Annotated in this window: 23 protein-coding genes; 14 read left to right on the forward strand and 9 right to left on the reverse strand. The window is 73.2% G+C overall.

Annotated features, from left to right (window positions below; all coding sequences use genetic code 11):
- Nucleotides 1-624: 624 nt before the first annotated feature.
- From ACJ9NR_RS01150 to ACJ9NR_RS01160, 3 genes are read left to right on the forward strand one after another with little or no spacing between them, the layout of a single operon-like run.
- Nucleotides 625-1,560 (forward strand): ABC transporter ATP-binding protein, encoded by a 936-nt coding sequence (locus ACJ9NR_RS01150; RefSeq protein ID WP_412490542.1) that lies wholly within the window; start codon nucleotides 625-627, stop codon nucleotides 1,558-1,560.
- Nucleotides 1,557-2,306 (forward strand): ABC transporter permease, encoded by a 750-nt coding sequence (locus ACJ9NR_RS01155; protein ID WP_412490279.1) that lies wholly within the window; start codon nucleotides 1,557-1,559, stop codon nucleotides 2,304-2,306. Before ACJ9NR_RS01150 ends, ACJ9NR_RS01155 begins: the two co-directional genes overlap by 4 nt.
- A complete protein-coding gene (locus tag ACJ9NR_RS01160) occupies nucleotides 2,303-4,282 on the forward strand; it encodes a TOMM precursor leader peptide-binding protein (RefSeq protein ID WP_412490278.1) in 1,980 nt (659 codons plus the stop codon). The genes ACJ9NR_RS01155 and ACJ9NR_RS01160 overlap by 4 nt, the downstream gene beginning before the upstream one ends.
- A 77-nt stretch (nucleotides 4,283-4,359) precedes the next feature.
- On the opposite strand, the gene ACJ9NR_RS01165 is transcribed toward ACJ9NR_RS01160, so the two are convergent.
- On the reverse strand, nucleotides 4,360-4,533 hold the full coding sequence (locus tag ACJ9NR_RS01165; RefSeq protein ID WP_217784406.1) for a thiazolylpeptide-type bacteriocin: 174 nt from the start codon (nucleotides 4,531-4,533) through the stop codon (nucleotides 4,360-4,362).
- A gap of 173 nt (nucleotides 4,534-4,706) precedes the next feature.
- On the opposite strand from ACJ9NR_RS01165, the gene ACJ9NR_RS01170 reads away from it, so the two are divergent.
- From ACJ9NR_RS01170 to ACJ9NR_RS01180, 3 genes are all read left to right on the forward strand, one after another.
- Complete coding sequence (locus tag ACJ9NR_RS01170; RefSeq protein WP_412490277.1) at nucleotides 4,707-6,338, forward strand: amidohydrolase; 1,632 nt, start codon at nucleotides 4,707-4,709, stop codon at nucleotides 6,336-6,338.
- Nucleotides 6,339-6,635: 297 nt separating this feature from the next.
- A complete protein-coding gene (locus ACJ9NR_RS01175) occupies nucleotides 6,636-7,205 on the forward strand; it encodes a PRC-barrel domain-containing protein (RefSeq protein WP_412490276.1) in 570 nt (189 codons plus the stop codon).
- 5 nt (nucleotides 7,206-7,210) lie between these two features.
- A complete protein-coding gene (locus tag ACJ9NR_RS01180) occupies nucleotides 7,211-7,651 on the forward strand; it encodes a PRC-barrel domain-containing protein (RefSeq protein WP_412490275.1) in 441 nt (146 codons plus the stop codon).
- A 110-nt stretch (nucleotides 7,652-7,761) separates the two neighbouring features.
- Here the strand turns inward: ACJ9NR_RS01180 and ACJ9NR_RS01185 are convergent, their stop codons facing one another.
- Nucleotides 7,762-8,994 (reverse strand): site-2 protease family protein, encoded by a 1,233-nt coding sequence (locus tag ACJ9NR_RS01185; RefSeq protein WP_412490274.1) that lies wholly within the window; start codon nucleotides 8,992-8,994, stop codon nucleotides 7,762-7,764.
- 689 nt (nucleotides 8,995-9,683) lie between these two features.
- Here ACJ9NR_RS01185 and ACJ9NR_RS01190 point away from each other — a divergent pair.
- Both ACJ9NR_RS01190 and ACJ9NR_RS01195 read left to right on the forward strand, forming a co-directional pair.
- Nucleotides 9,684-10,913 carry a sensor histidine kinase gene (locus ACJ9NR_RS01190; RefSeq protein ID WP_412490273.1) on the forward strand — a complete coding sequence of 410 codons (1,230 nt, stop codon included), beginning with the start codon at nucleotides 9,684-9,686 and terminating at the stop codon, nucleotides 10,911-10,913.
- Nucleotides 10,914-10,930: 17 nt separating this feature from the next.
- Complete coding sequence (locus tag ACJ9NR_RS01195; RefSeq protein ID WP_412490272.1) at nucleotides 10,931-11,638, forward strand: response regulator; 708 nt, start codon at nucleotides 10,931-10,933, stop codon at nucleotides 11,636-11,638.
- Nucleotides 11,639-11,718: 80 nt separating this feature from the next.
- On the opposite strand, the gene ACJ9NR_RS01200 is transcribed toward ACJ9NR_RS01195, so the two are convergent.
- Nucleotides 11,719-13,080, reverse strand: a complete 1,362-nt coding sequence (locus ACJ9NR_RS01200) for an NAD(P)-binding domain-containing protein (RefSeq protein WP_412490271.1) — start codon at nucleotides 13,078-13,080, stop codon at nucleotides 11,719-11,721.
- 270 nt (nucleotides 13,081-13,350) lie between these two features.
- Here ACJ9NR_RS01200 and ACJ9NR_RS01205 point away from each other — a divergent pair, with 270 nt between their 5' ends.
- Nucleotides 13,351-13,719: an ArsR/SmtB family transcription factor gene (locus ACJ9NR_RS01205; RefSeq protein WP_412490270.1), complete on the forward strand. Its 369-nt coding sequence runs from the start codon at nucleotides 13,351-13,353 to the stop codon at nucleotides 13,717-13,719.
- Between the two features lie 66 nt (nucleotides 13,720-13,785).
- On the opposite strand, the gene ACJ9NR_RS01210 is transcribed toward ACJ9NR_RS01205, so the two are convergent.
- Together ACJ9NR_RS01210 and ACJ9NR_RS01215 are read right to left on the reverse strand one after the other, a co-directional pair.
- Entirely contained in the window at nucleotides 13,786-14,556 is a 771-nt protein-coding gene (locus ACJ9NR_RS01210) for an aquaporin (protein WP_412490269.1), read from the reverse strand.
- A 37-nt stretch (nucleotides 14,557-14,593) separates the two neighbouring features.
- Nucleotides 14,594-14,902 (reverse strand): ArsR/SmtB family transcription factor, encoded by a 309-nt coding sequence (locus ACJ9NR_RS01215; RefSeq protein ID WP_412490268.1) that lies wholly within the window; start codon nucleotides 14,900-14,902, stop codon nucleotides 14,594-14,596.
- A 103-nt stretch (nucleotides 14,903-15,005) separates the two neighbouring features.
- Here ACJ9NR_RS01215 and ACJ9NR_RS01220 point away from each other — a divergent pair, with 103 nt between their 5' ends.
- On the forward strand, nucleotides 15,006-15,419 hold the full coding sequence (locus ACJ9NR_RS01220; RefSeq protein WP_412490267.1) for an arsenate reductase ArsC: 414 nt from the start codon (nucleotides 15,006-15,008) through the stop codon (nucleotides 15,417-15,419).
- A gap of 194 nt (nucleotides 15,420-15,613) precedes the next feature.
- On the opposite strand, the gene ACJ9NR_RS01225 is transcribed toward ACJ9NR_RS01220, so the two are convergent.
- Nucleotides 15,614-16,378, reverse strand: a complete 765-nt coding sequence (locus ACJ9NR_RS01225; RefSeq protein WP_412490541.1) for a DUF1963 domain-containing protein — start codon at nucleotides 16,376-16,378, stop codon at nucleotides 15,614-15,616.
- Between the two features lie 307 nt (nucleotides 16,379-16,685).
- On the opposite strand from ACJ9NR_RS01225, the gene ACJ9NR_RS01230 reads away from it, so the two are divergent.
- On the forward strand, nucleotides 16,686-18,608 hold the full coding sequence (locus tag ACJ9NR_RS01230; RefSeq protein WP_412490266.1) for an SMI1/KNR4 family protein: 1,923 nt from the start codon (nucleotides 16,686-16,688) through the stop codon (nucleotides 18,606-18,608).
- 66 nt (nucleotides 18,609-18,674) lie between these two features.
- Here the strand turns inward: ACJ9NR_RS01230 and ACJ9NR_RS01235 are convergent, their stop codons facing one another.
- Nucleotides 18,675-19,274, reverse strand: a complete 600-nt coding sequence (locus ACJ9NR_RS01235; RefSeq protein WP_412490265.1) for a transglycosylase SLT domain-containing protein — start codon at nucleotides 19,272-19,274, stop codon at nucleotides 18,675-18,677.
- A gap of 225 nt (nucleotides 19,275-19,499) precedes the next feature.
- Here ACJ9NR_RS01235 and ACJ9NR_RS01240 point away from each other — a divergent pair, with 225 nt between their 5' ends.
- Nucleotides 19,500-19,895, forward strand: coding sequence for a hypothetical protein (locus ACJ9NR_RS01240; RefSeq protein WP_412490264.1), 396 nt, complete (start codon nucleotides 19,500-19,502; stop codon nucleotides 19,893-19,895).
- A gap of 116 nt (nucleotides 19,896-20,011) precedes the next feature.
- On the opposite strand, the gene ACJ9NR_RS01245 is transcribed toward ACJ9NR_RS01240, so the two are convergent.
- Both ACJ9NR_RS01245 and ACJ9NR_RS01250 read right to left on the reverse strand, forming a co-directional pair.
- A complete protein-coding gene (locus tag ACJ9NR_RS01245) occupies nucleotides 20,012-20,296 on the reverse strand; it encodes a DUF4190 domain-containing protein (RefSeq protein ID WP_412490263.1) in 285 nt (94 codons plus the stop codon).
- A gap of 157 nt (nucleotides 20,297-20,453) precedes the next feature.
- A complete protein-coding gene (locus tag ACJ9NR_RS01250) occupies nucleotides 20,454-21,338 on the reverse strand; it encodes a fumarylacetoacetate hydrolase family protein (RefSeq protein WP_412490262.1) in 885 nt (294 codons plus the stop codon).
- A gap of 183 nt (nucleotides 21,339-21,521) precedes the next feature.
- On the opposite strand from ACJ9NR_RS01250, the gene ACJ9NR_RS01255 reads away from it, so the two are divergent.
- Nucleotides 21,522-22,304, forward strand: a complete 783-nt coding sequence (locus ACJ9NR_RS01255; protein ID WP_412490261.1) for an SDR family NAD(P)-dependent oxidoreductase — start codon at nucleotides 21,522-21,524, stop codon at nucleotides 22,302-22,304.
- Nucleotides 22,305-22,687: 383 nt separating this feature from the next.
- Complete coding sequence (locus ACJ9NR_RS01260; protein ID WP_412490260.1) at nucleotides 22,688-24,607, forward strand: N-acetylmuramoyl-L-alanine amidase; 1,920 nt, start codon at nucleotides 22,688-22,690, stop codon at nucleotides 24,605-24,607.
- Nucleotides 24,608-24,654 lie beyond the last annotated feature (47 nt).

Here is a 24,654-nt window from a genome sequence, read left to right on the forward strand (position 1 = left end):
GCGCTGCTGCTGCTCGGCACGCTCGCCGGCGTCGCCAACCTGTGGCCGCTGCCGCCCCTGGACGGCTACAAGGCCCTCGGACACGCCCTGGGTGTCACCGAACTCGCCCAGGGCAGCCGGGCGTTCTGCGCCCTCGCGGTCCGCGCCCTGTTCCGGCGCGGCCCCGGCATCGGCGCCTACCCGGCCCGCCTGCGCCTGGTCTACGGCGGTTTCGCGCTGCTCGGCCTCGCGCAGGGCGCCGCGCTGCTCGCCCTGGCCGGCGCCGCGCTGCGCGCCGCCCTCCCGGACGACCGGGCCGTCCTCGCCTGGTCGCTGCCGCCCGCCGCGCTCGCCGCCGTCCTGCTGCTGTGGGCGCTCGGCATCCGCGGCCGCGCCGTGCGGGAGCACCGGGCGGCGCAGCGGACCGCGGCCGACGCGGTGCCGGCCGCGGTGACCGACGCGGTGGCCGGTGCGGCGAAACCGGCGGCCACCCGCACCGTGACCGACCCGTCCCCCGCTCCGGTCCCGTCCCCCGGCGGGCCCGGCACACCCCCCGACGCCTCTCCGGAGCACTCCGCCCCGGAGCCGGGCACCGCACGCGCCGACGGCGCCCGGGGCCCGTCGTACCACCGAAGGAAAGGCCAGATGAGCGGACCTGACACCGGGACCGGCGCCGAGACGGTCATCGTCCTCGAGGACATCACCAAGCGGTACGGCGAGGTGACGGCGCTGGCCGGCGTCACACTCTCGGTCCGCAAGGGCGAGTTCTTCGGCATCCTCGGCCCCAACGGAGCCGGCAAGACCACCCTGGTCGAGATCGTGGAGGGCATGCGCCGCCCCGACTCCGGCACCGTCAGCCTGCTCGGCCGCAGTCCCTGGCCGCGCGATGCCGCGCTGCTGGCCCGGATCGGCGTGCAGACCCAGGCGTCGGCGTTCTTCGCCCGACTCACCGCGGGCGAGCACCTGCGCACCGTGGCCGCGCTCTACGGAATGGACCCGGCCGCAGCCCGGACAGCGCTGGAACGCGTCGGGCTCACCGACAAGGAGAACGCGCGCGTCGACCATCTCTCCGGCGGCCAGCGCCAGCGGCTCGCCGTCGCCACCGCACTCCTGAACGAACCCGAGCTGATCTTCCTGGACGAGCCGACGGCCGCCCTCGACCCCGAGGCCCGGCGCGGACTGTGGACTCTGCTGCGCTCGCTGCGCTCCGAGGGCCGCACCATCGTGTGCACCACCCACTACCTGGACGAGGCAGAGGCCCTGTGCGACCGGGTCGCCATCATCTCCGGCGGCAGACTGGCCGCCCTGGACACCCCGCGCAGCCTGATCCGCTCCCTCGCCGCGCCCGCCCGGCTGACGCTGCCGGCCGACCGGCTCACCCCGGAGGCCGCGCTCGCCCTGAACGGCGTCGACCGGGCCACCGTGGACGGCGACGAACTCGTCATCGAGACCTCCTCCGTGAACCGGGTGCTCACCGGCCTCGGCGACCTGCTCGACATCGACGCGGTCACCGTGCGCACCGCCACCCTGGAGGACGCCTACCTCGCCCTGACCGGACACGGAACGGAGCACCACCGTTGAGCGCGTACGCCGCACTGACCCGGGCCACCTACGTCGCGAGCGTGCGCGACAAGACGACCCTGTTCTTCACCTTCGCCTTCCCGCTGGCCTTCCTCGTCCTGTTCGGTCTCATCTTCCAGGGCCAGCGGGTCGAGGGCGGCATGTCCTCCATCAACTACATCGCCCCCGGCGTGCTGTCCTGGGGCCTGGGCAACGCCTGTGTGTTCTCGGTCGGGTTCGCCCTCATGCAGTGGCGCCGCGACGACCTGCTCCGGCTGATCTGGCGCACCCCGACCCCGCTGCGCACCGTGATCGCCTCGCGCTGGACGGTGGCGCTCGCGGTGGCCGTCGTGCAGACGGTGCTGTTCACCGCCGTGGCACTGCTGCCGTTCTTCGGGCTGCGGCTCAACGGCCCCTGGTGGGCCGTGCTTCCGCTGCTGGTCCTCGGCGTCACCGCGTTCCTCGCGCTCGGACTGGTGGTCGGCAGCGTCGCCGACACCCCGGAGGCGGTCGCGGCCATCGCCAACATCCTCATGGTGCCGATGGCGTTCCTGTCCGGCTCGTTCTTCCCCGACGACCTCATGCCGGGCTGGCTGCGCACGGTCGCCAAAGTACTGCCGCTGCACTATCTCAACGACGGCGTCACCGACGCCATGGGCGGGCGCGGGAACCTCGGCGACATCGCCGTGGACTGCGCGGGACTCGCCGTCTTCGCCGCGGTCTTCTGTCTGATCGCGGTCCGGATCTTCCGCTGGAGCAACCGGTGACCGCCACGCCCCTCGCCCCCGCCGCCCCCGCTGCGGCCCCGACGCCACCGGCTCCCCTGGAGTCCGCCCGCGCCGAGTTCGAGGCCCGGCTCGCGATCCGTGCCGCCCGGGCCGGGCTGCCCGCACCGGCCGTCTCCCGCATCGGCGACACCAACGTCCTCGGCGAGAGCCCCGCCCGGACGCTGAGCGCGCACACCGCGAGGGTCCATCTCACCGCCCAGGCGGTGCTGCTGGGCCCGTGGGGCGGCGACCCGGCCGCCGGACCCGCCTGCGGCGCCTGCCTCGCCATGCGCCGCCAGCGGCTGCGCACCCGCAGCGAGCGGGAGGCGCTGGAGACCGGCACCGAGACCACCGGCGCCGGCCGCTGGCCCGCCCTGCCCGACCACGCCGTGGACGCCGCCTGGCAGCTGCACCGCCTCATCGACTCCGGCGCCGCCCGGCACACCGCGGCCGGCGCCGACGCCACGCTGCCGCGGGTCACCGAACTCGACCTGGACACCCTCCGGGTGCGCACCTTCCCGCTGGTGCCCGAGCCGATGTGCCCGCACTGCCGGCCCTTCACCAAGGCGGCCGAGCGGGCGGCCGCCACCGAGGCCCGCGTGCCACCGCTCCGTTCCCGTGCCAAACCGGATCCGGACACCTACCGGCCGCGCTCTCCGGCCGACTATCCCCTGCCCGTCAAGGGCCTCGCCAACCCGGTGTGCGGCATGCTCGGCGGCGGCACCTGGATCGACGTCACCTCGCCCACCACCGCGCCGGTCGCCGGCAGCGTCTTCATGCGCGGCTACGCGGGACTGACCGACGTCACCTGGAGCGGCCAGGCCAACTCCTTCGCCCGCAGCCGGAACCTGGCCTGGCTGGAGGGCCTGGAGCGGTACGCCGGCACCCATCGCCGCCACCGCGCCCCGGTCGTCACCGCGTCGCTCGACGACCTCGGCGACCGCGCCCTGGACCCGCGCGCCTGCGGACTCTACGCTCCCCGCACCTACGCCGAGGACCCCATGGTCCAGCCCTTCGACCCGGCACGGCCGCTGCCCTGGGTCACCGGCTGGTCGCTGCGCGACGAACGGCCCGTGCTGGTCCCGGCGCGGCTCGTCTACTACAGCGCGGGCACGCACGCCGACAACTTCGTCTTCGAGTGCTCCAACGGCTGCGCCACCGGAGGCAGTACCGAGGAGGCCGTCCTGTTCGGCCTGCTCGAACTCGTCGAGCGCGACGCCTTCCTGCTCGGCTGGTACGGCGACCTGCCCCTGCCCGAGATCGACCTCGCCACGGTGCGCGGCCACGAGGTGCGCGCCATGGTGGCCCGCGCCGCCCTGCAGGGCTACGACGTCCACGTCTTCGACAACCGCGTGGACCTGCCGCTGCCCGTCGTCACGGGTCTCGCCGTGCGCCGCGACGACCGCCCCGGCACCCTCGCGTTCGCCGCCGGCGCCTCCTTCGACCCGGAGGCCGCCGTCGAGTCCGCCCTCTCCGAGATCCTCACCTACATCCCGCACCTGCCCCGTCAGGTCGCGGAACGCCCCACCGAACTCGCCTCCATGGCCGCGGACTTCGACCTGGTGAAGAGACTGCCCGACCACGCGGCCCTGTTCGGCCTGCCCGCCATGCGCGCACATGTCCGCGGCTACCTGGAGCCCCCGCGCCGGGCACCCCTGGCCGAGCTGTTCTCCGAGTGGCAGGACAGCCGGCCACGCACCCACGACCTGCTGGACGACCTGCGGTTCCTGCGCGACCTGATCACCGGCGCGGGATGCGATGTCATCGCCGTCGACCAGACCACTCCCGAGCAGCGCCGGATGGGGCTGCGCACGGTCGCCACGATCGCCCCCGGCCTGCTCCCGATCGACTTCGGCTGGTCGCGGCAGCGCGCCCTGCGCATGCCCCGTCTGCGCACCGCCCCGCACCGCGCGGGGCTGAGCCCTGAACCGCTCGCCGAGGACCGGCTGCGCAGGGTGCCGCATCCGTTCCCCTGACCGGGCCCCGCGGGCCCGCGCCGCGGCGAGGCCCCCGGAGCGCGCGCTCCGGGGGCCTCGCCGGCCGACGGCGGACGTCAGGCGGTGCAGGAGGTGGTGCTGGTGGTGCTGGAGCAGGTGCTCGTCGAGGAGCAGCTCGTGGACGAACCGAGCATGACCTCGCTGGCGTCCGAGTAGTCGGTGATCTCGAAGGTCTCCGACTCGAGGTCCAGGATCTCCTGGGCCAGGGAGGACAGGGTGCTGTCGGCCATGACGACTCCTTCTGGGTGCGGGGACAGTGAACCGGACGGGACAGTCCGGCCGCCGGGGCCCGGCGGGCGTCGTACGCGCCCAGGCCCTTCAGCACTCTCTTTCTACGCGCCCGCCCGATCACGCCCCTCGCCATCCGCTGTCACCCCGCTGACACCCACCAGGAGCCACACCCGTGACCACCGAGAAGAGCCCTTCCGGCAGACCCGGGGCACCCCTGAGACCGACCGGCCCGGCCGCCCCCGCACAGCCCGCCTCCCCCGGCGGACCGGACGCGTACGAGACGCCCGTGACCACCGGCGGCCCGGACGAGCCGGACAGACCCGTCACCGCCGGCGGGCCCGACAGACCCGTCACCGCCAGCGGGCCCGACGGGCCAGACACGCCGGCCACGCCCGCCACCGCCGGCAGACCCGACAGGCGCGGCACGCCCATGACCGCCGGCGGACCGGACGGGCACGAGACGCCCATGACCACCGGCGGACCGGACCGGCCCGACAGGCCCGCCACCGCCGTCCCCGCATACCCGCCGGACGGCTCCCGTCCCGGGCTCTCCGGTCTGGCCGCCCTGCTGCCCGCCATCACCGAGCTCTACGTCGGCCTGCACCGCCACCCCGAACTCTCCGGCGCCGAGGAGCGGACCGCCGCCCGTTTCGCCGACTGGCTGGCGGCGGACGGCTTCCGTGTCCTGCGCGGTGTCGGCGGCCACGGCGTCGCCGCCGAACTGCACAACGGCGACGGCCCCGCCGTCCTGCTGCGCGCCGAGCTCGACGCGCTGCCCGTGGCCGAGGACACCGGTGCCCCCTACGCCAGCACCGTCACCGCCCCCGGGCCCGACGGGAAACCGGTACCGGTGGCGCACGCGTGCGGCCACGACGCCCACCTCGCCTGCGTGGCCGGAGCCGCCCGCTGGCTGGCCGGCCGGCGCGACCGCTGGCGCGGCACCCTCCTCGTCGTCGGCCAGCCCGCCGAGGAGAACCTCAGCGGCGCCCACGCCATGCTGCGGGACGGCCTCTACGAGCGGATCACCCCGCCCGGCGACGTCCTCGCCCAGCACACCGCGCCGTTCCCGGCCGGGATGGTCGCCCACGCGCAGGGGCCCCTGCTGGCCGCGAGCACCGCGTTGCAGGCGGTCTTCGAGGGCGACGGCGGCCATGTCGCCACCCCGCACCTGGCCGCCGACCCGCTGCGCGCCGCCGCGGCGTCCGTACTGCGGCTCACCTCGCCGGCGTCCCCGGCGGACCGTGTGGTCGTCACGGTCTCCTCCCTGCGCACCGGCGACGGCGGCCCGTCCGCCAACGTACTGCCCACCCGCGCCGAACTCCGCGTCTCCATAAGAGCGTTCACCGAGCCGGCGCTGGAACGCGCGACAGCCGCGGTGGAGCGCGCGGTGCGCGAGGAGGCCGCCGCCGCTGCCGTACCGTCCCGGGTCCGGCTCACGGTGCTCTCCCGTTCCCGCGCCACCGTGCCCGACCCGGACCTCACCGCCACCGTGCGCGCGGCGCACCGGGCGCTGTTCGGCGCGGCCCGTGTCACCGGCTGGCCCGGCTCCGCGGCCACCGACGACTTTCCCCTGCTCACCGGCGCCGGCGCCCACCTGCACGGCCACCCCGGCATCCGCGGCGCCTACTGGATGCTCGGCGCCACCGGACCCGCCCGCTGGGCCGCCGCTCCCGGCACGGGAGCCGCCGCCAAACTGGCCGCCCTCCCCGCCAACCACTCCCCCCGCTTCCTGCCCAGCCCCCGCCTCACCCTCGAAACCGGCACGGCGGCGCTGGTCTCGGCAGCCCTTGCCCGCCTGGTGTGAACGCCGCTCGCGGCAGCGCGACTCGGGCGCGGACGGCCGGGCTTCGCGGGTACGCCGTGCCGTCGAGACCGTAGGCATGCACCGCGTGCCGCGCATATCCGGGCCGGAGCAGGGAACCGGGAGGGAAGGAGGGAGACCGGGAGCAAAGGGGCACAGGGATGGAATGGTGGATCTGGCTCATCATCGCTCTCGCGGTTGCCGCGGCCGGCACCGCTTCCCTCGTGTCGCTGCAGGCCCGGCGACGTTCCGGGGGTGTCATAGCGCAGGGCCGTCGGCCTCAGCGGTGAGGAGGCAGCCGTGACCGTCTACATGCGGGCCGGTGAGATCATCAAGAAACCGGTGGTGACCCTGGCGGGGGAGGACATCGGGCAGGTCAAGGACATCGTCTTCGACGCTCCGACGGGCAGCATCCGCTGCTTCACCCTGGCCGGCCGCGGACTGCTCTCGGGCCCCCTGCACCGCGCTCTGCTGTGGAGCAACGTCCACGCCCTGGGGCCGCACGCGGTCATGGTGCGCGACGAGTCCACGCTGGAGGAGGACGACACGGCCGCCCGGTCGGACCGGGACGAGCCGGGCGGAGCCGATGTGCTGGGTGTGGCGCTCACCACCCGAAGCGGAACGCGGCTGGGCACCGTCGTCGACGCCGTCGTCGAGACCGGCAAGGCCCCGGTGGTGGCGGGCTACGAGATCGAGACCGCGGAGCAGCGCCACATTCTGCTGCCGGTGGCCGGCCCGGTCACCGTCTCCCGGGAGCGGATGCTCGTCCCGGACGCCACCGCCGAGCACAGCGCGGGCGACCTGGGAGGGTTCGGCGCCGCCGCGGAAGGCCTGCGCGACCGGCTCCGGCACGAGGCGCGGGAGGAGTGAGCACGATGCTGTTCAGCAAGGCCCTGGGCAGGGCCGTCATGGACCTCAGCTCGGCCGACACCCTCGCGACGGTCACCGCGTGCACGGTCGCTCCGTCCCCGGCCCACATCGCGGGGCTGCGCCTGAAGACCCGGGGCCGCGGGCACCACACCCTGGAATGGGCGCACGTCCAGGCGTTCGGGCCCGACGCGATCGCCGTCGAGGAGGCGGGCCGGCTCCGGGACGAGAAGACCATCGAACCCGCCGACCCCGCCCATGCGACGCACGACCCCATCGGGAAGGCGGTGCTGACCGAGACGGGTGTCGGCAAGGGCACCGTGACCGACATCGAGTTCGACGAGCGATCAGGGCGCGTCCGTCATCTCCTGACGGACGAGGAGCAGATCCCGGGCGAGGCGCTCCTGGGGGTCGGCAGCTACGCGGTCGTGGTCAGCGCGCCGGAGTGACGCCGCGGCCCCGCGGGGAGCCGGCCTGGGCCACCCCTACCCCTGTGCCCATGCCCGCCTGATCACCCCTCATCCCGTCATCCCGCCTGCTCATCCCTCGCCCCGTCATCTCAGCCCGTCATCCCGCCTGGTGCCCCCTCATCCCCCTCGCCCTCTTCCGCGTATCCCGCGGGCACCTCCTTCTTCCTCGACTGCCACGACCCGGCCGACCGTGGCCATGGCGAGGTGGAGGACAGCCACGTGGTCAGGCGGCTGACGTCGGACGAGGTGACGATCCCGGCCGGAGCCCCGTCGGCGGACAGCACGACCACCCGACGTACGGGACTGGCGTCGAGCCGGGGCAGGAGCCGCACCAGTGGGCAGTCCGGTGTCGCGGTGGGGAGGTCCCTGAGCGGCACCACGACCGACCCGAGCTTCGTGGTGTGTTCCTCCCCGGAAACCGCTCGCGCGGCTCGTTGCGCGGTGATCAGCCCGATCGGGCGGCCGTCGTCACCGACGACGAGGACCGCCTCGTGGGGGTCGTGACCCGCGCAGCCGCCGAGGAAGTCGCGGACACTCGCCCCGGCGGGGACGGTCGGCGGAATCGGCGTCATCACGTCGCGTACGGACACGCCGGAGAGGAACTCCCCCATTCCGGCCCGGCCGCCTCCGGCGGTCGCCGTCGCGATGAGGAACCATCCGACGACGGCCAGCAGGATGCCGCTGAACGAGGCACCCAGGAACAGCAGGTACAAGCCGCTCCCGGCGAGGAGCCAGCCCATGACCCGGCCCACGGCCGTGGCGAGGACGGTGGCACGCAGCGGGTCGCCGCTGCGACGCCACACCGCCGCGCGCAGCAGCCGGCCGCCGTCCAGCGGGGCTGCGGGAAGGGCGTTGAACAGGGCCAGCAGAACGTTGATCCCGGCGAGCCAGGCCACCGCCTCCACCAGCAGACCGGCTGCGTCGAACAGGGCGAACAGGCCGGCCAGTGCGCCGAACAGCGCACCGAGGAACAGACTGACCAGCGGTCCCGCACCGGCGATGCGCAACTCCACGCCCGGTGACGGCCCCTCACCGCGCAGCCGGGCGCCGTCCAGCAGCCACAGCGTGATGCCGTCGACCGGCACGCCGTTGCGCCGGGCCACGACAGCGTGACCCACCTCGTGAGCGAGCAGCGAGGCGAGGAAGAGGACAGCGGTGGCCAGGCCGACTCCCCAGTAGACCCAGGCCGTGTGCCCGCTGTGCGCCACCGGCAGGCGACCCTGCGCCAGCCCGGCGGCGATCAGCACGAAGACGGCCAGGACGCTCCAGTGGGCTCCGAAGCGGAGACCCGCGACGCGTCCCAGGGAGACTCTCGCGTCCATGGTTCACCTCCACCGCGGACAACGGGTACCCGCGCCGGGCGGACACATATCCAGGCCCGGGCTTCCGGCCGCTGCCACGTTGTTCACGCCGGAGGACGGATCTGCTCCGCCGCCTGGTGCCGGCTGCAACCACGGTTGGGCGGCGGGGCCGGAGTACCGCGAAGGTTTACCGGGATCGTCAACCGGCGGTCTGATGATCGGTCCGGGCCGCTGCCCTAGCGTCGTTGTCGAAGGGGAGCACGCCGCGAGCCGACGGCCGGGCGGACGGCCCAGGGGCGCCACGGCACGTCCATCACAGGGAAAGAGCATGACCACGGGGGAGCCATGCTCACCTCCCTCTGCGCGGCCTTCGTCGTCACCGCGGTGGCGCTGCCGGGGGGCACCGCGTCCGCCAGGCCGGCAGCTGGCACACGGCCGGCCGGCGGACGCCGGTGAGACGCGCACCCTGGTGTACGCGGCGCGGGTCACAGTGGCTCGCGTCGAGGGGTTCCTCGTCAGGAGGTGCATGGAGCGCCCGCGGCTCTCGGGTTGGACGTACCCGCGACGGCCTCACACGCCGCTACCCCGTCCGTCGCCGACTGCCGGGGCACGTGGAGCGGCACGCCGTCCGGCTGCTTCTGCGCCTGCGGCGGCCACGACTGCGCACTTCCTGCCCTGATTCCCGCCCGCCGTGCCCGTACGCTGCGGCCGTGGGAAGGACCAGACAGTTGATCGGACCACGACAGCGGTGGCTCCTGGACGTCACGATCGCGGTGGCCTTCACGGTGGTCGCCGTACTGCTCGGCCACCAACCCGAGCGGGGACCTGACTGGCAGCCCCAGGACGCCCTGGGCATCGCCCTCACATGTCTGGTCAACGCGCCGCTCGCGGCACGCAGGCGGAATCCTCTCACGGTCTTCGCGATCAGCAGCGCGGCCTGGGTCCTGTTCATCGCGTTCGACTACTGGCCCGTCGTGAACTCGATGGGCCCGTTCCTCGCGCTGTACACCGTCGCCTCGCTGCGTCCGTGGCGCCCGGCAGCCGTCTGCGCGGCGCTGGTGGGCGCCGTCTGGGTGTACGCCGGCTGGCGGGCAGGCCAGCCCACGCCCGCCGTCTTCGCCCAGGCGATCGTCTTCCCGGCCGTCGGCTGCCGCTTCGGCGTCGCCGCCCGGGTCTCGGCCCGGCGCGCCGACCGGCTCGCCGAGCTGGCGGAGCAGCTGCGCCGCGAACAGCGGGACCGGACGCGCCGGGCGATCGCGGAGGAGCAGCGGCGCATCGCCCGGGAGCTGCACGACGTGGTCGCCCACCACATGTCGGTGATCAATGTGCAGGGCGGAATGGCGAGTTACGTCTTCGACAGCGCGCCGGACACCGCCCGTGCGGCCATCCGGACGATCAACGAAACCAGCCAGGAGGTGCTGGGCGAACTGCGCCGCATGCTGACACTGCTGCGCACCGACGCCGACGACGGCACGGACGACGACACCGACCGCCCGGACGACGGTGCCCCGGGGACCAGGCCGTACACGCCGATGCCCGGCCTGTCACGTCTCGGCGAGATGGCCGAGCGGGTCCGGGCCGCCGGTGTCCCCGTCGACCTGCACACTCGCGGGACGCCCCGGCCGCTGGCGCCCGGCATCGAGCTGTGCGCCTACCGCGTGGTGCAGGAGGCCCTGACCAACGTCATCAAACACGCCCGCCCCGCGCACGCCACGGTGGTCGTCGCCTACGGCCCTCAGCAGCTGACGATCACCGTCACCGACGACGGCCGGCCACGGCGCTCGCTTCCGGCCAACGTCCCGCCGACGTCCGGACACGGCTTGATCGGAATGCGGGAACGCGCCAGGCTCTACGGCGGAACACTGGACGTCGGCCGGCGTGCCGGAGGGGGGTTCAGCGTACGCCTGGCACTTCCCGCCGAGCCGCACGCCGCGAGTTGAGGAGACTGGTTGCGGCGATGATCCGGGTGCTCGTGGTCGACGACCAGGACCTGATCCGCGCAGGGCTCGTCGCGCTGCTGCGGGCCGCGCCAGGGGTCGAGGTCGTCGGTGAGGCGGCCGACGGCGAGCAGGCCGTGGCCTGTGCGGCGGATGTCCGGCCCGATGTGATCCTGATGGACGTCCGGATGCCGGGCATGGATGGCACGACCGCGACGGAACGCATCCTCGCGGAGGCCACCGGCGCCCGGCCGGGGTCCGGACTCCCGGCGAGAACGGGCCCGTTGCCGCGCGTTCTGATGCTCACCACCTTCGACCTCGACGAGTACGTGTACGCGGCCTTGCGCGCCGGGGCGTCGGGGTTCCTGCTCAAGGACACCGGCCCGGCGCGGCTGCTGGGGGCGATCGACGCCGTCGCGCGCGGAGACATGCTCTTCGCACCGAGCGTCACCCGAAGGCTCATCGAGGCATACGTACGGCGCTGCGAGCCGGTCCCGGACTCCCCCGCGCTCCTGGAGGCGCTCACCAACCGGGAACGCGAGGTGCTGCTGCTGACGGCACGCGGTATGTCCAACACCGAGATCGCCGAGCAGCTGTTCATCAGCGAGGCCACCGTCAAGACCCACCTCAACCGCACGATGACCAAACTGGACCTCGACAGCCGGGCGCAGGCCGTGATCGTCGCGTACGAAACCGGTCTCGTGACGCCGGGGGGCGGCGCGGGCTGAGCCGGCGGGGCGCGACCGCGGCCGGTCCCCCCGCACCGGTCGCGGCCTCGGCCGCGTGGGCGCCCGGCCTCGGCAGATCGTCAGCAGCCCCCGGACGCGGCGGGTACGCCGGTGCCGATCTGCAGGGTGGCCGGGGCCGCACAGCAGCCTCCGCCTTCGCCGCCCTGGGCCGCGTCGGGGTCGTCGTAGAGGCCCGCGCCACCGCAGACACCGGTCTCGGGCAGGGTGAGTTCGACGCGTTCGGCGGCCTCGCGGTCACCGGCGATGGCAGCGGCGACGGAGCGGACCTGTTCATAGCCGGTCATGGCGAGGAAGGTGGGGGCGCGGCCGTAGGACTTCATGCCGACCAGGTAGACGCCCGGTTCGGGATGGGACAGTTCGTTCACGCCGTGCGGATAGACGGTGCCGCAGGAATGGACGTTGGGGTCGATGAGCGGGGCCAGCGCGGCCGGAGCCTGGAGGCGCTCGTCGAGGCCGAGGCGGATCTCGGAGAGGAACGACAGGTCCGGGCGGAAGCCGGTCAGCACGATCACCTCGTCGACCGGGTCCAGGCGGCGGCCGTCCTCGGCGACGAGAACGATCCGGCCGCCGTCGCGCTCGACCGCCCGCGTACGGAAACCGGTGACCGCGTCGGCGTGCCCGGCCTCGACGGCGGCCTTGGCCCGCAGGCCCAGGGCGCCGCGCGCGGGCAGCTGGTCGGCCTCCCCGCCGCCGTAGGTGTTCGCACCGATGCCCCGGCGCAGGACCCAGACGGCGTGCGTGCCCGGCTCGCCCTCGGCCAGGGCGGCGAGGTGGGCGAGGGCGGTGAAGGCGGAGGCTCCGGACCCGACGACGGCGGTGCGCCTGCCCGCGTAGCGGGCCCGGACGGCCGGGTTCTCCAGGTCGGGGACACGGTAGGAGATGTGGCCGGCTGCCGGCTTCTCGCCGAGGGCGGGCAGCCCGTCGGCACCCATGGGGCCGGGCACGGTCCAGGTGCCGGAGGCGTCGATGACGGCGCGGGCGGTCAGGCGCTCCTCGCGGCCGTCGGCCGTTTCGATGTGGACGGTGAAGGGCTGCTGGTCACGGTCGGCATCGACGACGCGGTCCCGTCCCGCGCGGGCGACACCGGTCACCGTCGCGCCGTAGCGGACCCGCTCGCCGAGGACGTCGGCCAGGGGCTGGAGGTAGTCCGCCGCCCAGTCGCCGCCGGTGGGGTAGGTGGCGCCGTCGGGGCGGATCCAGCCGGTGGGGGCGAGCAGCTTCTCGGCGGCGGGGTCGGTGACCTCCGCCCACGGGGAGAACAGCCGGACGTGCGCCCAGTCGCGTACCGCGGTGGCGGCTGAGGGACCTGCCTCCAGGACCAGCGGTTCGAGGTGGCGCTCGACGAGATGAGCGGCGGCGGCCAGGCCGACGGGGCCGGCCCCGATGACCACGACGGGCAGCCGGGTGGTGGGCGCGTTCACGGTGTTCCCCTTTATTTCGACGTCTGTCGATGTCTTGCCCGCCCAGAATGACACCCGCATCGACGAGCGTCAACATAGACATTTATCTAATCAAGCGGGCGGCCGTACGGGCGATGCGGCTCGGGGCGGTCGATACGAGTCGGGGCGGGCGATACGGGCAAGGGGCGGGCGATGCGGCTCGAGACAGCCGGTACGGCCCGGGATGGGCGAGCAGGCGGTCCGCACCACGCTCCCCGGCCCCATTGATTTGACGTATGTCAACATAGACGCATGCCGAATACGAAGGCGCTTCCCCTGCTCGGCCCCGAGGCCGGAGAGCCGTGCTGCCCGCCGCTGACCGAGCGCCCCTTCACCGCGGAGGAGGCCGTGGCCGCCGCCCGGATGTTCAAGGCGCTGAGCGATCCGGTGCGGCTGCGTCTGTTCACGGCGATCGCCTCGCACGACGGCGGCGAGGCGTGCGTGTGCGACATCTCCGACGTGGGCGTCTCGCAGCCGACCGTCTCGCACCACCTGAAGAAGCTCAAGGACGCCGGGCTGTTGACGTCCGAGCGGCGTGGCACCTGGGTGTACTACCGGGTTGAGCCGTCGGTGCTGGTCGCGATGGGCAGGTTGCTGACGATCGCACCGGCCGCGGCCTGACCAGCGGGGCAGGAACTCGCCCCGTCAACACCGCTCCAGCGCCGATCACCGCCCGCCGCAGGCGTGTCACTCGGCGGCTTCCCGTCCGGGCAGGAACACGAGGGACACCAGGGCCAGTCCGATCACACCGCCGATCAGCTGCATGCCGATGAAGCCCACCAGTGACCCGGGCGCGATGCCCGCGAAGGTGTCGCTGAAGGTGCGGCCGATGGTCACCGCCGGGTTGGCGAAGGAGGTGGAGGAGGTGAACCAGTAGGCGGCGCCGATGTAGGAGGCGACGGCCACGGGGGCGAAACGCAGCCGATCGGTGCGGGCCAGACCGAAGATCAGCAGGACCAGGCCGGCCGTCGCGACCACCTCACCCAGCAGCAGGTGTCCGGCCGACCGGTCGTGGGTCGACCACGCCACCAGCGGCCTGCCGAACATCGCGTCGGCCAGGACCGCGCCCGCGATCGCGCCGGCGATCTGCGACGGGACGTAGACGGCCGCCTCACGCATCGTCACGCCGGCGCCGCCGCGCCGGCCGGTCCACCACTCGGCCAGTGTGACCACGGGATTGAAGTGCGCGCCGGAGACGGGGCCGAGCAAGAGGATCAGGACACCGAGGCCGAAGACGGTGGCCAGGGAGTTGGCGAGCAGCTGCACACCCGCGTCCCGGGTGAGCTGGGTGGCCTGGATGCCGGAGCCGACGACGACGGCGACGAGGGCCGCGGTGCCGATGAGTTCGGCGGCGGCGCGTGCGGCCAGCGGTCGGCGGGGCGGAGTGGCGCCCGGTGCGGGCTGTGGAGCGGTGCCGGGCAGCGCCGGTTCCGCGGCCGGCTCGTGCGTGGTGGTCAACAGGTCTCCTCGGTGCGGTCGCCGGGGCGGCGAGGGGTCAGGGGCAGGACCGCTTGTTGCCCGCGGCGGTACGGGCCGACTCGGCCAGGTCGGCGAACTGGCCGGCGAGCGACGCCAGGACGTCCGCGCGCAGCTTGTAGTAGGTGAAGCGGCCGCACGGTTCCGTCTCCACCACCCCGGACTCGCGCAGCACCTTCAGGTGGTTGGAGAGGTTGGTCTGCCGGGCACCGGTCTCCGCCACGAGATGGGTGGTGCACAGCGTCTCTTCGGCGAGCAGGGTGACGATCCGGAGCCTGAGCGGGTCGGCCAGGACCCGGAGCAGATCAGCGTCGACTGACGTCAGCATGCACTGATACTGTCACATCACTGATGACTGACATCACCGGGTGCTGATGTGTGCACCCTCCCTCCGCCGCCGTACAGGCGCGCGAGACCGAGAGAGACCACTGATGCCCGACAAGCCCTCCGTGCTCTTCGTCTGCGTCCACAACGCCGGCCGCTCCCAGATGGCCGCGGCGTGGCTGACCCACCTGGCCGGGGATCGCGTCGAGGTCCGCTCCGCCGGGTCCGCCCCGGGTGAACAGGTCAACCCCGCCGCCGTCGAGGCCATGGCCGAGGTCGGCGTCGACATCTCCGCCGAGGTCCCGAAGATGCTCACCCCGGACGCCGTCAAGGAATCCGACGTCTGCATCACCATGGGCTGCGGCGACGCCTGCCCCGTCTTCCCCGGCAAGCGCTACCTGGACTGGCGGCTCGACGACCCCGCCGGCCAGGGCGTCGAGGCGGTCCGGCCCATCCGGGACGAGATCAGGAAGCTGGTGGAGGGCCTGATCGAGGAGATCGCTCCGCGACCGCGGGCGTGAGCACGAGGCCATGGGCACGACCGGCAGCCACGCGGGCAGTCCGCCACGACGGACGACACGCACCGCGCTCGCCCGTCGCCGGCTCCCCGTGGTTCCGTAGGCGCCCGGTCCGGGGCCGGGCCGGTGTCCACCGGGGTTGCCACGACAGGCTTCGCCGGGCCATTCTCGGCCGCGCAGGAGACCGCCCGGTTCTTTCAGTACTGCTGCTCGTACTGAAGCTCGTCCCAGCGCCCGGCGGCGATGTCCTCACGGGCGCCCACGATCAGGTTCAGCGTGAACAGGCCCTGGTCGACGCCGTTTCCGGCTATCTGGGCCAGGAGCACGAGGCCGTTCTCGTCAGGCGGCACCTGCCACTGGTTGGAGAATCCGCCGATCTGCGCGACGGAGTTGGACGGGGATCCGCCCGGGACGCTGTCGACGGCCGCTTCGACGAAGCGGTCCAGCACCTCATGGCGGTCCGAGCCGCCGTCCCCGAACGCCGCGGCCGCGGGCGCGTTGTACCAGTCATGGTCGATGGTCAGACCGGGCACGGGGTACAGCACGCGTGGCTCATAGGCCACGGCCTCCTGGCCGTCCAGCTCTTTCGGCAGCGCGTGCTCCGTGGTCGGGACGCCGGTGGGGACATGGAGGACGGCCGAGTCCTCCGGCTCGTACCTGAAGGTGGTGAAGAACAACAGCTGCCCGTCCAGGGGCAGTTCGATGTCGATGGCGTCACGCGGGAGGGCCGCGCAGCCGACGGCCAGCGCGAAGGGCACCCCCTCGGGCCACTCGACGCCCTCCGGGAGCGAGGGCAGCCCGCCCGTCCGCCCGGCCGGGCGGGCATCCGCCCGGCGTCCCTCCGGCAGGTCCTCGTACGTCACCAGGAAGACGCAAGGCCGCAGCAGCCCTGCCAACTCCCCTGCCACGTCGGCGGGTACGCCGTGTTCGTCGGCCAGTCTCGCGATGGTGCCCTCATCCATGAATGCCACGCCTGTGATCGTGCCACGCGGCACTGACAGCGAACGCCGCACGGCATGCAGGGCAGGCAGGCATGACGGAGACAGGCGTCGATCTCTTCGGCGCTCGCTGCGGCGGCACACCTGGCGTCCTGGCCGGAGCCCCAGCTCGGCGCGAGCCGCCGACAGAGGGCACCTGCCCTGCCGAGGGCGCCGGGCGCCGTTGAACAGCGGGAGGACAGCCCAGCAGGGCGTCAGTCAGTGCCTGGGCCACGACCACCGGAACCTGAGTATCAGCATCAATGTCAGTGCTGGATGGCACCATCCGACCATGAGCAGTGAGTCTTTCACCTGGCACACCTTCCTGGGCCGCTGGCAGGAGGAGTGGGTACCGCGCGCAGACGAGGACGAGGACGAGGACGAGGACGAGAAGGCGGCGGAGACCGGCGACCGGCCCGTCACGCCTCCCGGCCGGCCCGGTGCGGACGAGGCGGCGATCACCGCGGCGGAGGAGCGGCTGGGCCGGCGGCTGCCCGCCTCCTACCGGCAGTTCCTGGCCGTGAGCGACGGCTGGCACGTGGACCAGACGGCCGGGATCTATCAGCTCGGTGGCGCCGCGGACATCGACTGGTTCACCGACCCCCACGACCTGACCTCGCTGTACCAGGAGAACCTGGGCGACGACCCGAGCGAGGAGGACGTCCTGCTGGCCGGGATGTGGCGGCGGGCGCTGCGCCTGGATACGGACTCCGACGCGTCGTACGCCCTGCTCGACCCGGGCGACCGCGACGAGGACGGCGAGTGGGCGCTCTATGTCTACAAGGGCTGGAGCGGTGAACCGCCCGAGCGCCACCGGTCGTTCCGCGCGTACATGGAGGCCATGTACCGCCACTTCCACGCCAACCGGGCGGACAGACCCGGCTTCGTCAACGCGACCACGATCGCCCAGGACGTCCAGGTGGACGAGGCCCGCCTGCTCGCCCTGCGCGGACGGTACGAACAGGCCCTGCCCCTGCTCGAGGAGGCGCGGGCCTTCGGGCGGCCGCGCAGCGCCACCCTGCTCGACCAGTTGCGGCACCTGCTGAGCCCGCCCGACTGCCCGGGCTACGGCAATCTGGTGGCCGACGCGCGCTACGCTCCCGAGATCCTCCCCGTGGAAGCCATGACGACAGCACCCGGCGCACACCGGCCGGGCGGGGACGACCACTGGCTGAGGACGATGGCCGCCCGCGGCGCCGACCGGAAGACGGCCGAGGCCGTACTGAGCGCGGTACGCAACGGCACCCATCGCTACGCGCCCGGCGGTCCATGGGGCCAGGCCGTCACCGAGGCCCGGGAACTGGCCCGCTGGGGAGCCAATGACGCCGCGTGGCGGGTGCTGCGGGACGCTCTTCCCCGCTGGGAGGCTCCCGGGCCACTGCTCATCGCCCCCGTCGGCCTGCTCGCCGATCCCGTCCTGGGCCCGCTGCTCACCCCGGAGCGCGGGCGGGAACTCCTCGCGACCCCACGGGCCGGGGAAAGAGGGCCCGCACCCGATCCGGTACCCGATCTCGACCCGCCGGGCCTGGCCTGGCTCAGCGATCCCGCGGTGCACCAGCGCGGGATCGACGGATACCGCTGCGTCTGGGTCGAGGGACTCGACCCCGCCCGTCTGCCGGCCCTGATCGGCGAGGAGGGCGCCGGACTCAGCGCGCCCGTCGAGCCGCGCACGGCGTCCTGGCGGGCGCCCCACGCCCACGAACGCGAGGGCGTGGAACCCTGGGAGGACCGAGCCGTGGTCGCTGTCGGCCGCACCACCGAAGGGTGGGCCTTCGCCTTCGACGGCTACTCCCACCACTGGTTGGACAGACGGTTCCGGTCCCCCGCTCGGGCCGCCTCCTCCTCCGGCCGCGCCGTAGTGATCTGGCGTGACCCCGGACACGCTGTGCCGGAACGCCACCCGGGCGCGCTGCACCTCTCCGTGGCCGAACAGGGTGAGGAGCTCTACGCGTTCACCGTGCAGGGCGAGGCGGTCCACCGCTCCGGCGCGATACCCGAGGCGCTGGACCCCGCACGGCTGTTCCGCCCCGGGGACACCGGACCCGACCGCGAACTGCGTCTGTTGCAGGCCCTGCACACCGAACTCGGCCTGTCGCTCCCCCGCTTCGCCCTGACCCGAGGCAGGCTCCCCACCTTCACCACCCGGTCCTGGACCCGCGCGCCACGCGACGGCGAGCGGTTCGCCCACCTCCGCTTCGTGCGGCACAGGTCCTGAGGCTTCGTGCGGCACAGGTCCTGGACTCGCGCGGAGGCCGGGCGCTGGTCGACGAGTTCAAAGCGCTCATTCCGCCGCGGTGCCGCGCGGCCGGCCGCCGTTCGCGAGGACGGCGGCCGCCCGGCTTCGATGGGCTCGGAAACGGCGCAGGTAAGACCGGGCCATCGGCCCAGGCGGCACGCCTCGGGCGAACGCCCGCATGTTGCGTCCGCCCGCGTTGTAGCCCAGGGCCAGCAGTTCGGCTCGGGTGTAACGGCGGACGTGCCGCTCGGGGAGGATCTGGTCGAGGTCCTTCAGGTACAGGGCCGCGGCGTGGATGGCGAGAGCGGGGTCGTCGCGAAGGTCCTGCCACCGCCCGGACAGGCCGTGCGCGCGCCGGACCTGCTCGAACGTCGCACGGTGCATGTTCGCCACCCCGAACGACGCCTCGGGCTTCCACCACTGCCACAGCCGTTCCAGCACAGGGTGGTGCGGTTTGTACGCCTCGTTGTGCAGCACGGTCATCACGAGCAGGGGCGACACACCGGCCGCCTCGGCGCTCCGTACGACACAATCGGCGTAGTCGGCCGGGTCATAGGCGCCGGGCCGCAACGGCGGCGTCCGCCTCTCGCTGCCGTCCGGCCCGTCCGGTCCCGACGGCGGTACCGCCGTCGATGGTTCAGGCATCCTCACACCACCGCTCTCCCGCCGGGCACCCCTGCCTGGTCGGCGGGCCGTCCTCGATGTCGTGGTCCACCTGCCCGCGCGGGCCGTCCTCACTCCAGGGCCCGCGTGTACGCACGACCGTTGCACGCCCGGTGGGCCGTTGTGGGCTGCGGGCCGCGCGTGCTGGGTAGCGACATCATGCCGGACGGTGCCGTGCCGGTGCCCGACGCCGTGATGGAGGGGCGCATGAGAAGAAGCGTGTGGCCGTGGTTCTGCGCATGGTTCCTGGTGGGCGGCCTCGCCTCGCTCGGACTGCTGAGCGTGCTCACCGTCGGTGTCTTCCTGCTGCCCGTCGCCCTTGCGGCGGCCGTCTTCCTCGCCACCCGCCGCGGCTGCCGGACAGGGCTCGCGGGCCTGGTCTCCGGGCTCGGCGTGCCCCTGCTGTACGTGGCCTACCTCAACCGCGGGGGCCCGGGGAACGTCTGCACGACGACAACCGCCGGTCAGTCGTGCGTCGACGAGTACAGCCCTTGGGGATGGCTGGCCGCCGGGGCGGTCCTTCTTCTCGCCGGGATGGCGCTCGGCCTGGTTGTGCGGCGCAGGAGGCGCCTCGGGCTTCCGCGTTCCGTCGGTGACCGCTGACGGGGCGCGCGTTCGGTCCGCCGCTCAGCGACCACGCAGGGACGCCGAACCCTCCCGGCGCGGCGCGGCCCACGAGAGCCGTCACGCGCCGGCGCAACCGGCGCCGGCGGAACTCTCTAGCCGCCCACGTACCAGCCGGACCCGCCGTTGGCGGCGACGGCCAGGAGCACGACCCACAGGACCACGTCGACGACGCCGAGGATGATGCCGGCTGTCGCCATTCCGGTGCCGTTCCCCGCCGCCGTCCGTCGGCGGGCGACGGCACCGAAGACGATGGCCAAGGGGCCCAGGATGATGTTCAGGAAGAACAACCCGACGATGCCGCAGCACAGACTCGCGATCGCCATGCCGTTGGTGCGCGATCCGGAGGACGTGGCAGATGAACCGCCGTAACCGGGCATTGGACACTCCAAGTTGTCAGGGGAGCGAGCCGAAGACGGCCGCGCGCTCCACGCTTTCGGCTTCGTGTTCGGATGCCCCTGTGCGGCGGTCCCATGTCCGCGGATCCGCGACGGTGCACTTCTTGCGGAGATACGCGGCCCCGCCGGTCCCGTGCCGTCACGCCCACTGTCCGGCCGGCGGCTCGGGGGTGCCGTAGGCGTCGTGCCAGGAGACGACCCGGTTGCGCAGCACGCCGAGCTTCTCGATCTCGGCCTCGACCACGTCGCCGGGCTTGAGGTAGTGGGCGAACGGGTCCGCGGTGCTCGCGGCGACGCCCGCGACGGTACCGGTGGTGATGAGGTCGCCCGCGCTGTAGGTCTGCGGGGAGTGGTAGGCCACCAGCTGCGGGATCGACACCGACATGCGGGAGGTGTTCGACTTCTGCCGGACGTCGCCGTTGACACGCAGTTCCATGTCCAGGTGGTGCGGGTCGCCGATCTCGTCGGCGGTGACGATGTACGGGCCGATCGGGCAGAAGGTGTCGATGGCCTTGCAGAAGGAGAAGACACCCGACTCCATCTCCTTGCGCTGGATGTCGCGCGCGGTGATGTCGTTGAAGACCAGGTATCCGGCGATGTGCTCGACGGCCTGCTCGGCGGTGAAGAACTTGCCCGGCCTGCCGATGACGACGGCGAGTTCCAGCTCGTAGTCCAGCTCCCGGGTCAGGTTGGCCGGGTACACGATGTCGTCCTCGGGGCCGATGACGGCGTCGACGTTCTGGAAGAACACGATGCCTTTGTTGACCGGGTGGGACCAGTCGACGCGGGCCAGGTCATCGTGGTGCTCCCGGAAGTTTCCGGCCGTGTGGAAGAACTTCCTGGGCACGATCGGCGCGCGCAGCCGCACGTCCGCCAGGGGGTACGTCCGGCCCGTCTCGGGGACGTTGCCCTGGCGCTCGAAATACTGCCGGGTGGTCGGGACGTCGAGTCCGACCACCGTGTCGCCGTCGAGGCGGCCCACACGTGCGGCCTCCGGGCCCGCGTCGAACGTCACCAGTTTCATCGAGTCCTCCGGTATCCGGTTCCGGCATGCGGACGGCGTGGAACGTCACGGCCGGTCTCGCCCTCCTCTTTCCCCGCCCAGGGTCCGGCTTCGTGACCCGACGGGTGCTGTACGGGGACGGCGGCCGCACCCTTGTATGACGTCTCGATCCGCTCAACGATCCCACTGTCGAACGGAGTTCTCATGACCACCACCTCCCGGCGCTTCACCGGCAAGACCGTGCTGGTCACCGGCGCCGGTACCGGATTCGGCGCCGAGCTGGCGGTGCGCGCCGCCCAGGAGGGTGCCGATGTCGCGGTGCACTACCGCAGCTCGCGCGCGGGCGCGGAGGCGACCGCCGAGCGGGTCACCGCCCTCGGGCGCAAGGCGTTCCTGGTGCAGGCCGACATCGCCGAGCACGGGCAGATCAGGCGCATGGCCGACGCGGTGTGGAGCCACTTCGGCCGACTGGACGTCGCGATCAACAACGTCGGTGACGTGGCACGGGAGCAGATGTCCTGGCGGGAGCTCACGGAGGAGTCCGTCGACCACGTCCTGGCGGTCGACGTGAAGGGCACGCTGCTGTGCACGCACGAGTTCGGGGCGCGGATGCTGGAGCAGGAGGGCGGCGGTGCCATCGTCAACATCGGCTCCACCGTGGTGGCCCGCGGCAGCGCGCGGGCACCGCAGTACGCCGCCGCGAAGTACGGGATCATCGGCCTCACCAAGTCCTACGCCCACGCCTTCGCCCCTGCGGTGCGGGTGAACGTCTTCGCCCCCGGGTTCATCGAGACGCCGGCCACGCTGGAGCGCGCGGACTGGAAGAGCGGGCGCGGCGACCGGCTGCGCGAGATGACGCCCATGGGCCGCATCCCGGGCCCGGAGGAGCTGGCCGGCGCCGCGCTGTTCCTGGCCACCGAGGACGCCCACCACATCACCGGCGGGTTCCTGATGGCCGACGGCGGTTACAACATGATCGGTGCCTGAAGCCGGGGACCTGCTGGGTGCGGGGGCGGCCCCGGCGTTCCGGGGTCCCGCGCTCAGGGGAACCCGGAACGCCGGGCCGCCGCGTGGCCCCTCGCGCGGCGGCCGGTTCAGCGCGGCCCGGACTCCGGCGCGGTGTTGCCGATCGCGCCCGAACGGCGCGCCCCGTACGACGAGATCCCCCGCGGCCTGTGCGCCGCCGGGCGCCGCGGGGCGGGCCGCGGCCCCAAGTGGGCCTCGGCTGGCCGAGGTTGACGCCGGTTCGCCTGGAGGGGGATCATCCACATCCGACGTGGCGAGGACATGCTGTCGCCGGGCCGCAGCCGTACGACCACCGGCCCGGTCCCTCCCACTCATTCGCTCTCTTCAGCTTCGGGGACTATTCCATGACCACGAGAATTGCCGGGCGCGCGGACGCGTCACGGCGCCGCCGCAGAGCCCTGCTGGCCGCGAGTGCCACACTGGTCGTCGCGGCGACGATGGCCGTTCCGGCGAACGCTCTGGCCACCGACGACACCGGCTCGGCGGCGACCACGCTGGAACAGGACTTCACGCAGGCCGCCGACGAGTACCACGTACCGCGCGAGGTCCTGATGGCGGTGGCGTACCAGGAGTCCGCCTGGGAGACCCATGCCGGGCGGCACAGCGCGGACGGCGGCTACGGGCCGATGCATCTGACGGACGTCACCCCCGCCATGCTGGCCGGGGGCGGCGCGGGCGCGGCGGGACGGGGGGACCTGGCCACCATGGCCGCGGACCCGGCCCTGCACACCCTCCAGGCCGCCGCGCGCCTGACCGGGCTGCCCGCCGGGAAGCTGCGCACCGACCCGTCCGCCAACATCCGCGGCGGCGCGGCGCTGCTCGCCTCGTACCAGAAGAAGGCCGCCGGCCGCACCTCCACCGACGCCGGCGACTGGTACGCGGCTGTGGCCCGGTACAGCCAGTCGACGCGGCGGCAGGGCGCCGAGGCCTTCGCCGACCGGGTCTTCGCCACCCTGCGCAAGGGTGCCGCCCGCACCACCGCGGACGGCCGGCACATGAGCCTCGGTGCCGACAGCGAAGTCCGCCCGGACACCGACCAGTTGGCCGCCCTGCACCTGAAGGCGGCGGCGGACACGGACGTCGAGTGTCCCGCCACCCTGGACTGCGTCTTCGTCCCGGCGTCGCCGTCCAACGGCCAGGTCTCCGACCGCCCCGCCAACGGCATCCGTATCGACACCATCGTCATCCACGACACCGAGGGCTCCTACGACGCCGCCATCTCCACCTTCCAGACGCCCGGTGGCGGCGCCGCGCACTACGTCATGCGCTCCTCCGACGGCGCGGTGACGCAGATGGTGCCCACGAAGGACCTGGCCTTCCACGCGGGCAACTACTCCACCAACATGCACTCGATCGGCATCGAGCACGAGGGCTACGCCGCGCACGGTGCCACCTGGTACACCGAAGCCCAGTACGAGGCCACGGCCGACCTGGTGAAGTACCTCGCCGCCCGCTACGACATCCCGCTGGACCGGCAGCACATCATCGGCCACGACAACGTCGCCGGGCCGAAGTCGTCCCTCGTCGCGGGCATGCACTGGGACCCGGGCCCGTACTGGGACTGGAACCACTTCATGAACCTGCTCGGCGTGCGCACCGGACGGCACGGAGTCGGCCCCGTCGGCTCGGTGGTCACCATCGCCCCCGGCTTCGCCCGCAACCAGCAGACGGTGCAGATCTGTCCCTCCGACGACCCCACCGGCGCCACCACCGCCTGCACCGAGAGCACACAGGCGTCCGACTTCGTCCACCTGCGCACCGCGCCCAGCGCCACCGCCCCGCTCTTCGGCGACCAGGCGATCCACCCGGGCGCGCCCGGCACCGACCGCATCAACGACTGGGGCAGCACCGCACAGGCCGGACAGCAGTTCGTGGTCGCCGGTCAGGACGGCGACTGGACCGCCATCTGGTACAGCGGCGCGAAGGTGTGGTTCTACAACCCGCACGGCTGCAACACCGCACCGGCCCACGGCGTGCGGGTGGTCACGGCCGCCGGCACCTCCCCGGTGGCCGTCTACGGCTCCAGCTACCCCGACGCCTCCGAGTACCCGTCGGGCCTGTCCCCCTCGACGCAGTCCCCGCTGAGCATGTACAGCGTCCCGCCCGGCCAGGCCTACGTGGCCACCCGGCCCCCGGCCCGCACGGACGACTTCTTCGCCTCCAGCGGCACGGTCGTCACCGGCGCCAAGTCGATGTACACCATCCAGTACAACCACCGGGTCGCCCTGGTGTACGCCGCGGACGTCACGGCCCGGGGGATGTGACGCTCCGCCGGTAGGCGTCCGCGTGGAGGTGACTCGAAGCGCGGACG

This window comes from Streptomyces sediminimaris (genome assembly GCF_047049295.1).
Classification (GTDB): domain Bacteria; phylum Actinomycetota; class Actinomycetes; order Streptomycetales; family Streptomycetaceae; genus Streptomyces; species Streptomyces sediminimaris.